This is a genomic window from Streptomyces flavofungini, from assembly GCF_041028215.1.
GTDB classification, from domain to species: Bacteria; Actinomycetota; Actinomycetes; order Streptomycetales; family Streptomycetaceae; genus Streptomyces; species Streptomyces flavofungini_B.
On the sequence record NZ_JASKYR010000193.1, the window covers coordinates 1 to 11,005 of the forward strand.

Below are 11,005 nucleotides of genomic sequence, written 5' to 3' on the forward strand. Positions count from 1 at the left end.
CCCTCCAGGACCCCCTCGTATCCGAGGGGCCGCACTGCCTGTGGGCATGTACCCTACGTGTCGCACCGACGGGGTGTGGCGCAGCTTGGTAGCGCGTCCGCTTTGGGAGCGGAAGGCCGTGGGTTCAAATCCCGCCACCCCGACCAGCACGATCTTCCTCGCAAGGTCGCATTGTGGGTCGGCTCCCGCTTGCCGTTACTATGCAAGCTGTGTGCCCGTGTGTCTCTGAGCCGGGCTCAATCCCAAGAAGTCAGCCCCAAGGAGACCGAACCGTGAAGAGCGCCGTGGAGACCCTGAACCCGACCCGGGTTCGGCTCACTGTTGAGGTGCCCTTCGAGGAGCTCAAGGACAGCCTCGACGCGGCCTACAAGAAGATCAACCAGCAGGTCACGGTGAAGGGCTTCCGCAAGGGCAAGATCCCGGCCCGCGTCATCGACCAGCGGTTCGGCCGTGGCGCCGTCCTCGAAGAGGCCGTCAACGACGCGCTCCCGAAGTTCTACACCGAGGCCGTGAACGAGGCCGAGCTCAACGTCCTGGGCCAGCCCGAGGTGGACATCACCGAGCTGAAGGACAACGAGACCCTCAACTTCACCGCCGAGGTCGACGTCCGTCCCGCGATCGAGATCCCGGACTACTCCGGCATCGAGGTCGAGGTCGACGCCGTCGAGGTCAGCGACGAGGACGTCGACAAGGCCGTCGAGGAGCTCCGTGAGCGCTTCGCGTCCACCTCGCCGGTCGAGCGTGCCGCCGAGGACGGCGACGTCGTGACGATCGACCTGGAGGCCAAGGTCGAGGGCGAGGTCCTGGAGGACGGCGTCGCGTCCGGCGTCTCCTACACCATCGGCTCCGGCGAGCTCCTCGAGGGCATCGACGAGGCCGTCAAGGGCCTGGAGGCCGGTGGCGAGGCCACCTTCACCTCCGAGCTCAAGGGCGGCTCCGCCGCGGGCAAGGAGTCCGAGGTCACCGTCAAGGTCACCCAGGTCGCCAAGCGCGAACTGCCGGAGCTGGACGACGACTTCGCGCAGCTCGCCTCCGAGTTCGACACCCTCGACGAGCTGAAGGCCGACAGCCGCAAGCGCCTCGAGAACATGAAGCAGTACGACCAGGCGACGCAGGCCCAGGAGCGCGTCCTGGAGAAGCTGCTCGAGCTGGTCGAGGTCCCCGTGCCCGAGAAGCTCCTCGCGGACGAGATCCAGACCCGCACGCACAACCTCGAGCACCACCAGCTCGGCCAGATGGGCCTCGACCTGGACAAGTACCTGGAGATCCAGGGCAAGTCCCGCGAGGAGTTCGACGCCGAGACCAAGGAGCAGGCCGAGAAGGGCATCAAGACGCAGTTCGTCCTCGACGAGCTCGTCAACAAGGAGAAGCTGAACGTGAACCAGGAGGAGCTCACCGAGCACCTCATGCGTCGCGCGCAGTCCTCCGGCATGTCCCCCGACCAGTTCGCTCAGGCCGTCGTCGAGGGCGGCCAGGTCCCGATGCTGGTCGGCGAGGTCGCCCGCGGCAAGGCCCTCGCGGTCGTCGTCGAGGCCGCCACGGTCAAGGACACCAACGGCGAGGTCGTGGACCTCGACGACGAGGACGAGACGGCTGCCGCCGAGGGCGAGCAGACCGACGCCGCGGACGCCCCCGCCGAGGAGAAGACCGAGGCCTGAGCGGCCTCGCGCCTCTGACGCCACGCAGGGCCCCCGGGGAGCTGGTTTCCCCGGGGGCCCTGTGTCGTGCCCCGTCAGGGGCGCGGGGAACGGCGCGAGCAACCCCCACAAGCCGCGGGCGCGGCTGCCACAGGCCGTCCCACGGCGGGTGCGGCCCGTGGCGGGCGGGCCGCGCAGTTCCCCGCGCCCCTGACGGGGCACGACCTGCGCTCACAGCGAACAGTTCCCTCTGCGGGATTCCCCGGAGGGGCCCGCGCGTTAGGGTCCATGAATACGAGGGCAGGGGAGTCCCCGGAGCCGCCCCGGAGCGGCGAGCACGCGGGGTCCCAGCCCCAGCTGAAGACGTGAGACGGCCCGGCGCCGTCGTAAGACGAGCAGGTGGATACGTGACGAATCTGATGCCCTCCGCCGCCGGCGACCCCTCCATCGGTGGTGGCCTCGGCGACCAGGTCTACAACCGGCTGCTCGGCGAGCGGATCATCTTCCTCGGCCAGGCCGTGGACGACGACATCGCCAACAAGATCACTGCGCAGCTTCTGCTCCTTGCCGCAGAGCCGGACAAGGACATCTTCCTCTACATCAACAGCCCCGGCGGCTCGATCACGGCCGGCATGGCGGTCTACGACACCATGCAGTACATCAAGAACGACGTCGTGACGATCGCGATGGGCATGGCGGCCTCGATGGGCCAGTTCCTGCTCAGCGCGGGTACGCCCGGCAAGCGCTTCGCCCTGCCGAACGCCGAGATCCTGATCCACCAGCCCTCGGCGGGCCTGGCGGGCTCCGCGTCGGACATCAAGATCCACGCCGAGCGTCTGCTGCACACCAAGCGCCGCATGGCCGAGCTGACCGCTCACCACACCGGCCAGACCGTCGAGCAGATCACCCGCGACTCGGACCGCGACCGCTGGTTCGACCCGCAGGAGGCCAAGGAGTACGGCCTCATCGACGACATCATGCCCACCGCCGCCGGCATGCCGGGCGGGGGCGGCACGGGAGCCTGAGGCATCCCCTCAAGCCCTCCCAGCCGAAACCTCAGCCCTCGCTCCTCAGGAGACCAAGAGAGATGAACAACTTCCCCGGCAGCGGCCTCTACGAGCGCACCAAGGCCGAGTACACCCAGGGCGCGCAGGCCGAGTTCACCGGCGCCCGCGCCGAGTCCCGCTATGTGATCCCGCGCTTCGTCGAGCGCACCTCGCAGGGCGTGCGCGAGTACGACCCGTACGCGAAGCTCTTCGAGGAGCGCGTGATCTTCCTCGGCGTGCAGATCGACGACGCCTCGGCCAACGACGTCATGGCGCAGCTCCTGTGCCTGGAGTCGATGGACCCGGACCGCGACATCTCGATCTACATCAACAGCCCCGGCGGCTCGTTCACGGCCCTCACGGCCATCTACGACACGATGCAGTTCGTGAAGCCGGACGTGCAGACCGTGTGCATGGGCCAGGCCGCCTCGGCCGCCGCCGTCCTGCTCGCGGCCGGTACGCCGGGCAAGCGCATGGCGCTGCCGAACGCCCGCGTCCTGATCCACCAGCCCTACAGCGAGACCGGCCGCGGCCAGGTCTCCGACCTGGAGATCGCCGCCAACGAGATCCTCCGGATGCGCTCGCAGCTGGAGGAGATGCTGGCCAAGCACTCCACGACGCCGATCGAGAAGATCCGCGACGACATCGAGCGCGACAAGATCCTCACGGCCGAGGACGCGCTCTCGTACGGCCTCGTCGACCAGATCATCTCCACCCGGAAGATGAACAATGCCGCGGTCGCCTGACGCGGCGCTGTAGCATCTGCCGCTCCTTGGCATGGTTCGCCGAAGACCCCGCGTCGAAGTGAACCGTGCCAAGGGGGGCCCGTACGGGGCCTCCGGCAAGGTACCGTCGGATATGAGGCACCAGGAGCCGCTGAACGTGGCGTCTCCCAGGCGAAGGGGAAGCACCTCGTGGCACGCATCGGTGACGGCGGCGATCTGCTCAAGTGCTCGTTCTGCGGAAAGAGTCAGAAGCAGGTCAAGAAGCTCATCGCAGGCCCCGGTGTGTACATCTGCGACGAGTGCATCGACCTCTGTAACGAGATCATCGAGGAAGAGCTCGCGGAGACGAGCGAGGTCCGCTGGGAGGAACTGCCCAAGCCTCGCGAGATCTACGAATTCCTTGAGGGCTACGTGGTGGGCCAGGAGCCCGCGAAGAAGGCCCTCTCGGTAGCGGTGTACAACCACTACAAGCGCGTCCAGGCCGGTGAGAACGGCGGCGCGCAGGGCCGTGACGACGCGATCGAACTCGCGAAGTCCAACATCCTTCTGCTCGGCCCGACCGGCTCCGGCAAGACGCTGCTCGCACAGACGCTCGCCCGCATGCTGAACGTCCCGTTCGCCATCGCGGACGCGACCGCGCTGACGGAGGCGGGCTATGTCGGCGAGGACGTCGAGAACATCCTCCTGAAGCTGATCCAGGCCGCTGACTACGACGTCAAGAAGGCCGAGACGGGCATCATCTACATCGACGAGATCGACAAGGTGGCCCGCAAGAGCGAGAACCCCTCGATCACGCGCGACGTCTCGGGTGAGGGCGTCCAGCAGGCCCTGCTGAAGATCCTGGAGGGCACCACGGCCTCCGTGCCGCCGCAGGGCGGCCGCAAGCACCCCCACCAGGAGTTCATCCAGATCGACACGACGAACGTGCTCTTCATCGTGGGCGGCGCCTTCGCCGGCCTTGAGAAGATCATCGAGTCGCGGGCGGGCGCCAAGGGCATCGGCTTCGGTGCCACCATCCGCTCCAAGCGCGAGATGGAGGAGAAGGACCAGTTCGAGGACATCATGCCGGAGGACCTGGTGAAGTTCGGGATGATCCCCGAGTTCATCGGCCGCCTCCCCGTGATCACCTCGGTCCACAACCTCGACCGCGAGGCCCTGCTCCAGATCCTTGTCGAGCCGCGCAACGCCCTGGTGAAGCAGTACCAGCGCCTGTTCGAACTCGACGGCGTGGAGCTGGACTTCGAGCGCGAAGCGCTTGAGGCCATCGCGGACCAGGCGATCCTGCGCCAGACCGGCGCGCGCGGCCTGCGCGCCATCATGGAAGAGGTCCTCCAGTCGGTGATGTACGAGGTACCGTCCCGCAAGGACGTGGCCCGCGTCGTCATCACGGCGGACGTCGTCCGCTCGAACGTGAACCCCACGCTGGTGCCGCGTGACGCGCGCGGTCCGGGTGCCGGGGAGCAGAAGTCCGCGTGACTTCCGCACGCGCGAAGCGATGAAGCGACAAGGGGGCGCCCCGCGAATTCCGTTCGCGGGGCGCCCCCTTCGTCGTTCGCGCGTCCGGGCGTGGTGCTACTCGGCCGCGCCCCGCACCTCCGCGCGCAGGTCGGCCGTCAGCCTCGCGGTGGCGTCCAGGGAGGGGTTCCTGCCGTCGGCGGCGGCCGCGGGGTCGGTGGGGGAGACGTAGCCGACGGTGCTGTGGTCGCCCCAGACGCACATCGCGTCCTGGTAGGTCTTCGAGGTGCCGTCCGCCCTTCCCGCGGTGCCGGTGCCGCCCGTGCGCAGCTCGGACCTGCGGCACTTCATGACGCCGTCGCGGAAGCCGTCCGGAGTGAACTCCTCGGGGCTGCCGAGGGGGGTCGCACCGTCCGGCTGGTCCTTCGCCCTGCGCTCCATCTCGGCGAACAGGGCGTCGACGACCTTCTCCGGGTCGTCGACCTCGCCATGGACACCGGAGTACGTGAGCATCCGCTGGTGGGAGCCCCTGCCCGCGAGGTACACGGCCGTGACCGCCTCGGGGTGCGCGACGCCCAGGGCCGCCATGCCCTTGAGCTCGCCGCTGCGGACGGTGACGCCGCCGAGTGAGTCGACCTTCCGGTACGCGCCGCCCAGCACGGTCGCGGGCGCCGTCAGCTCGTACGTCCCGCCGTCGTCGGGGACGGCGGAGCCCCCGTCGTCGCCCGTGCCGGACAGGAGGAGGTACCCGCCCACGGCCGCCGCGGCCACGACCACGGCGGCACCGATGACGGCTCTGGTCCTCCCGCGGCCCGCTCCGTCGCCCGTCACAGCTTGACGCGGACTTCCTCGCGGACCTTCAGCGTGGTGGCCGAGGCGTCGTCGAGCGAGACCTTGCCCGCCATGGCGTCGGCGACCTGGACCGGGACCACGACGGCGACGGTGCTGTGGTCGCCCCACATGCAGACCGGCATCCGGATCTCCTTGGGGGCCGAGGCGGTCGGGTTGTCGTTCTTGATCACCGACTCCTGGCACTTGAGGACGGCGTCGTCCGTGCTGAAGTCCTTGACGGGGCCGACCAGCTCGCCCGTCTCCGTGCTGCTCTTCTCGGAGTCCTTCTTGATCTTGGCGAACATGCCGTCGACGACCTTGCCCGGGTCGTCGATCTCGCCGTAGACGCCCATGTACTGGATGGCCTTCTGCGACAGCGGATTGCTCTTGTCGCCCGCCTGGTACGCGGCGTTGACGTCCTTGGCGTTCTTCACGCCCGCCTTCTCGGCGGCGGCCATGTCGCTGGAGTTGAAGCCGTCGCCGCTCCGGCCCTCCTGCTTCTCGTAGTCGCCGAGGAGCGTGGCGGGCGTGGACAGCTTGTGCGGGCCGTCGTCCGCCACGGAGGAGGAGCCGCCGCTGTCGCCGCCGAGGACGAGGTACGCGCCGACGCCGATCGCGGCGACCACGGCGACGACGCCGATGACGATCGCGGCCTTCTTGCCGCCGCCTGAACCGGGCGGCGGCGGGGGCGGCACCTGCCCGTAGGGCGCCTGCTGCGGGACCTGGCCGTAGGGGCCGGGCTGCGGCTGCTGGCCGTAGGGGCCCGACGGCGGGGCCTGCTGGGGATAGCCGTAGCCGGGCTGGGGTGGCTGCTGGGGCTGCTGCGGCTGGCCGTACGGTCCCGGCTGGGGCTGCTGCGGCTGCTGCCCGTACGGGCCCGGCTGCTGGTGGCTCATGGTGTGACTCCCCCTGGAAACGCTGATGTGTTCCCGACATCCTGAGGGACGCCGCCGCCCCGTGGGGAGCCGGACCGCAACCGTTATCGAAGATTCTGGTTTCGGGACCGCCGCGTGACCCCTCTAAACTGACCGGGTGACCGAGAACGCTCAGCAGCAGCCCCCAGCGACCACTCCCGAACTGCCGACCCAGTACGCGCCGGCCGAGGTGGAGGGGCCGCTGTACGAGCGCTGGGTAGAACGGGGTTACTTCTCCGCCGACGAGAAGAGCGAGAAGCCGCCCTACACCGTCGTCATCCCGCCGCCGAACGTGACCGGCGCGCTCCACCTCGGCCACGCCTTCGAGCACACGCTGATCGACGCCCTCACCCGCCGCAAGCGCATGCAGGGCCACGAGACGCTCTGGCAGCCCGGCATGGACCACGCGGGCATCGCCACGCAGAACGTGGTGGAGCGCGAGCTCGGCAAGGAGGGCAAGTCCCGCCACGACCTCGGCCGCGAGGCGTTCATCGAGCGCGTCTGGCAGTGGAAGGGCGAGTCCGGCGGCCAGATCTCCGGCCAGATGCGCCGCCTCGGCGACGGCGTCGACTGGCAGCGCGAGCGCTTCACCATGGACGAGGGCCTCTCCCAGGCCGTCCAGACCATCTTCAAGAAGCTCTACGACGACGAGCTGATCTACCGCGCCGAGCGCATCATCAACTGGTGCCCGCGCTGTCTGACGGCGATCTCCGACATCGAGGTCGAGTACCAGGACGACGACGGCGAGCTGGTGTCGATCAAGTACGGCGAGGGTGACGAGACGCTCGTCGTCGCCACCACCCGCGCCGAGACGATGCTCGGCGACACCGCCGTCGCGGTCCACCCCGCGGACGAGCGGTACAAGCACCTGGTCGGCAAGGAGATCAGGCTGCCGCTGACCGACCGCACGATCCCGGTCGTCGCCGACGAGCACGTCGACCCCGAGTTCGGCACCGGCGCCGTCAAGGTGACCCCGGCGCACGACCCGAACGACTTCGAGATCGGCCAGCGCCACTCCCTGCCGAACATCGCGGTCATGGACGAGCACGCCGTCATCACGGTCGCAGGACCCTTCCAGGGCCTGGACCGCCTGGAGGCCCGCTCCGCGATCGTCGGCGCGCTGCGCGCCGAGGGCCGCATCGTCGCCGAGAAGCGCCCGTACACGCACTCGGTGGGCCACTGCTCGCGCTGCAAGACCACCATCGAGCCGCGCCTGTCCATGCAGTGGTGGGTCAAGGTCGGCCCGCTCGCGAAGGCCGCCGGTGACGCGGTCCGCGACGGCAAGGTCAAGATCCACCCGCAGGAGATGGAGAAGCGGTACTTCGACTGGGTCGACAACCTCCACGACTGGTGCATCTCCCGCCAGCTCTGGTGGGGCCACCGCATCCCCGTCTGGTACGGACCGAACGGCGAGGTCGTCTGCGTCGGACCCGACGACGAGGCGCCCACCGGCGAGGGCTGGCACCAGGACAACGACGTGCTCGACACGTGGTTCTCCTCCGGCCTGTGGCCGTTCTCCACCCTGGGCTGGCCCGAGCAGACCGAGTCGCTCGCGAAGTTCTACCCGAACTCCGTGCTGGTCACCGGCTACGACATCCTCTTCTTCTGGGTCGCCCGGATGATGATGTTCGGCCTGTACGCGATGGACGGCACCCCGCCGTTCCACACGATCGTGCTGCACGGCATGGTCCGCGACCAGTTCGGCAAGAAGATGTCGAAGTCCTTCGGCAACGCGGTCAACCCGCTCGACTGGATGGACAAGTACGGCTCGGACGCTCTGCGCTTCACGCTGGCGCGCGGCGCCAACCCCGGCACCGACGTGCCGATCGGCGAGGACTGGGTCCAGGGCTCCCGCAACTTCGCCAACAAGATCTGGAACGCCACGCGCTTCGCGATGATGAACGGCGCCACGATCGAGGGCGAGCTGCCCCCGGCCGAGAAGCTGTCCGCCACCGACCGCTGGGTGCTCTCGCGCCTCAACGCGACGGTCGCCGAGGTCGACGCGCTCTACGACGACTACCAGTTCGCCAAGCTCTCCGACGCCCTCTTCCACTTCGCGTGGGACGAGGTCTTCGACTGGTACGTGGAGCTGTCCAAGACGACGTTCATGGCGGGCGGTGACGGCGCGAAGGTCTCGGCCCGCGTCCTCGGCGAGGTCCTCGACGTCACGCTGCGGCTGCTCCACCCGATCGTGCCGTTCGTGACGGAGACGCTCTGGACGGCGCTGACCGGCGGCGAGTCGCTCGTCATCGCCGACTGGCCGTCCGACAGCGGCTTCCGCGACGCGGCGGCCGAGCGGGAGATCGAGACGCTCCAGCAGGTCATCACCGAGGTCCGTCGCTTCCGCGCCGACCAGGGCCTCCAGCCCGGCCAGAAGGTTCCGGCCCGGCTGACCCTGGACGGCACCGCCCTGGCCCCGCACGAGGCCGCCATCCGCCAGCTCCTGCGCCTCCAGCCGGAGGGCGACGCCTTCACGGCGACGGCGACCCTGCCGGTCTCGGGCGCCACGGTCGCGCTCGACCTGTCCGGCACGATCGACGTGGCGGCCGAGCGCAAGCGCCTCGCCAAGGACCTGGCCGCCGCCGAGAAGGAGAAGGCGCAGGCCACGGCGAAGCTCGGCAATGAGGCGTTCCTCGCCAAGGCGCCGGACAACGTGGTCGACAAGATCCGTGGCCGCCTCACCAAGGCGGAGGCCGACATCGCGCGGCTGACGGCCCAGCTGGAGGCGCTGCCCGCGGCGTGACGCCCCACGTGTGACGAAGGCCCCCGGACCAGGTCGGTTCCGGGGGCCTTCGGCGTAGGGGAGGGGGCAGGGCCGGTCTCGAAGGGAAGGGCCGGTGTCAGCTCACGCCGTGCGGGTCGGGGGTCCGGTCGTCGCCGGGCGGCGAGGGCGCGATGAGCTCGACCGGCTCAGGGGGGTCCATGGGAGGTGCCTCCCCAGCGTCCAGCGGGGGCGCCTCCAGGCCGAGCCGTTCCAGCTCCGCGCCCGCGAGGGCCTCAAGGACCTCGGGGTCGCCCTGCCGCCAGCCCCAGGCGAGGCTGCCGGGGGTCGCGCCGGGGATCTCCGACGCCGTGCCGGCCAGCTCGTCCAGGGGCCGGAGCAGGGAGCGCAGGGCGAGCAGATCGCGGCCGTCGTCGGAGGCCGCGAGGTTCCTGGCCGCGCCCGCCTGCCGGATCCAGCGGAGCCTGCGCGGCAGCCACACCACGAGGAGCAGGCCGACCGGTACGAGGAACAGGGCGAGGGCGCCCACCGCCACGCCGACCCGGACGAGCACCGGGTCCATGGCGTCGACCGCGTCCGTAAGACGCCGCACGGCGGTGTCGACGCTCCCGCCGATCAGGGGGAACGGCGCCCGGCGCTCCTGAAGGGCCTTGGGCAGGGCGAGCAGACAGGCCAGCCGGTAGGTGAGGACGGCGGCGGTGGCCCACAGCGCGGTCCACAGGAAGACCACGGCGTCACCGACGAGCTGATGGGTCCTTCGCGCGGAATTCTGGGCATACCACATGGTCAGATTTGACCCACGGGGCGGACGGGAACCCGTGAGCCGCGCGGTGATCAGTGCCGCAAATCACCAAATCAGGGTCATAAGTCCGATGATAGGGGCCGTTGGACCTTGGATGATGGAGTACATGCACGACCGCCCTGCCAGCCAGGCGATACGCCGGGCGGCGGCCGGCGGCCGCCGCCTTCTCCGCCGCTGCGCGGCGCGGCCGGAGGCGTTCGACCTGCTGACGGCGGTGAGCGCGTTCGCCCTGATGAGCCTGGACGTGCCGGGGCTCGCCGCGGCGGACAACTCCCTCAACGGCCCGCTCGCCGCCCTCGTCCTCGCGGCGGGTGCCGCCTCCCTGCTCGCCCGGCGCGCGGTGCCCTGGCTGCCGTACGCCGTGGCGCTCGTCCTGCTCGGCTGGCTGCACGAGCTGACCCTGGTGCAGTTCGCGCTGTACTCGCTGGGCAAGTACCGCGGGCGGCGCGCCGGAACGCTCGGCGTCATCGGCTACGTGGTCTGCGCGTACGGGCTCTTCCTGCTGCCCGGCTGGCCGCCCCACCGGGGTGAGACGCTCGCGGAGTTCCTGAGCCTCGTCGTCCCGATCGGCGTGCTCGCGACCGGGGTCGGCGTCGCCGCCAACCGGCAGGACCTGGTCCGCGCCCTCGCCGCCCAGCGGGCGGAGACGGACCTGCTGCACGCCGTCCAGCGGGAGCGCGCCCGGATCGCGCGGGACGTGCACGACTTTGTCGGCCGCGAGCTGACGCTGCTCAGCGTGCGCTCCCAGGTGCTCGCACGGCGGGCCGGGGGCGGCCCCTTCGAGGACGGCTTCGAGGAGCTCTCGGAGACCGCGCGCAGCGCCCACCGGATGCTGAACGAGATCATCGTGCAGCGCGGCACCGACGGCACGCC

Annotated in this window: 9 protein-coding genes and 1 tRNA gene; 7 read left to right on the forward strand and 3 right to left on the reverse strand. The window is 70.0% G+C overall.

Going from position 1 to position 11,005, the window contains the following annotated elements:
• Positions 1–69 precede the first annotated feature (69 nt).
• From AB8Z36_RS15755 to clpX, 5 genes are all read left to right on the forward strand, one after another.
• A tRNA-Pro gene (locus tag AB8Z36_RS15755) sits at positions 70–146 on the forward strand.
• A gap of 126 nt (positions 147–272) precedes the next feature.
• On the forward strand, positions 273–1,658 hold the full coding sequence (tig, locus tag AB8Z36_RS15760; protein ID WP_369213929.1) for a trigger factor: 1,386 nt from the start codon (positions 273–275) through the stop codon (positions 1,656–1,658).
• 398 nt (positions 1,659–2,056) lie between these two features.
• Positions 2,057–2,662 (forward strand): ATP-dependent Clp protease proteolytic subunit, encoded by a 606-nt coding sequence (locus tag AB8Z36_RS15765; protein WP_062774006.1) that lies wholly within the window; start codon positions 2,057–2,059, stop codon positions 2,660–2,662.
• A 62-nt stretch (positions 2,663–2,724) separates the two neighbouring features.
• Positions 2,725–3,429: an ATP-dependent Clp protease proteolytic subunit gene (locus AB8Z36_RS15770; RefSeq protein WP_369213930.1), complete on the forward strand. Its 705-nt coding sequence runs from the start codon at positions 2,725–2,727 to the stop codon at positions 3,427–3,429.
• A gap of 168 nt (positions 3,430–3,597) precedes the next feature.
• Positions 3,598–4,884, forward strand: a complete 1,287-nt coding sequence (gene clpX, locus AB8Z36_RS15775) for an ATP-dependent Clp protease ATP-binding subunit ClpX (protein ID WP_365132323.1) — start codon at positions 3,598–3,600, stop codon at positions 4,882–4,884.
• Positions 4,885–4,980: 96 nt separating this feature from the next.
• On the opposite strand, the gene AB8Z36_RS15780 is transcribed toward clpX, so the two are convergent.
• Together AB8Z36_RS15780 and AB8Z36_RS15785 are read right to left on the reverse strand one after the other, a co-directional pair.
• Positions 4,981–5,694 (reverse strand): hypothetical protein, encoded by a 714-nt coding sequence (locus tag AB8Z36_RS15780; RefSeq protein ID WP_369213931.1) that lies wholly within the window; start codon positions 5,692–5,694, stop codon positions 4,981–4,983.
• Complete coding sequence (locus AB8Z36_RS15785; protein ID WP_369213932.1) at positions 5,691–6,590, reverse strand: hypothetical protein; 900 nt, start codon at positions 6,588–6,590, stop codon at positions 5,691–5,693. The genes AB8Z36_RS15780 and AB8Z36_RS15785 overlap by 4 nt, the downstream gene beginning before the upstream one ends.
• A 136-nt stretch (positions 6,591–6,726) precedes the next feature.
• Here AB8Z36_RS15785 and AB8Z36_RS15790 point away from each other — a divergent pair, with 136 nt between their 5' ends.
• The gene (locus AB8Z36_RS15790) at positions 6,727–9,351 is read left to right on the forward strand and encodes a valine--tRNA ligase (RefSeq protein ID WP_369213933.1); all 2,625 of its coding nucleotides are present in this window, start codon (positions 6,727–6,729) and stop codon (positions 9,349–9,351) included.
• A gap of 97 nt (positions 9,352–9,448) precedes the next feature.
• Here the strand turns inward: AB8Z36_RS15790 and AB8Z36_RS15795 are convergent, their stop codons facing one another.
• Entirely contained in the window at positions 9,449–10,114 is a 666-nt protein-coding gene (locus tag AB8Z36_RS15795; RefSeq protein ID WP_369213934.1) for a hypothetical protein, read from the reverse strand.
• A 124-nt stretch (positions 10,115–10,238) separates the two neighbouring features.
• On the opposite strand from AB8Z36_RS15795, the gene AB8Z36_RS15800 reads away from it, so the two are divergent.
• Positions 10,239–11,005: histidine kinase (locus AB8Z36_RS15800; protein WP_369213935.1), on the forward strand; the 767-nt coding region annotated here is incomplete at its 3' end.

Bases quoted from the DNA above. Each gene is read 5' to 3' on its own strand.
- AB8Z36_RS15785 (WP_369213932.1), bottom strand. From the start codon at position 6,590: ATGAGCCACCAGCAGCCGGGCCCGTACGGGCAGCAGCCGCAGCAGCCC.
- AB8Z36_RS15765 (WP_062774006.1), top strand. From the start codon at position 2,057: ATGCCCTCCGCCGCCGGCGACCCCTCCATCGGTGGTGGCCTCGGCGAC.
- AB8Z36_RS15795 (WP_369213934.1), bottom strand. From the start codon at position 10,114: ATGTGGTATGCCCAGAATTCCGCGCGAAGGACCCATCAGCTCGTCGGT.
- AB8Z36_RS15770 (WP_369213930.1), top strand. From the start codon at position 2,725: ATGAACAACTTCCCCGGCAGCGGCCTCTACGAGCGCACCAAGGCCGAG.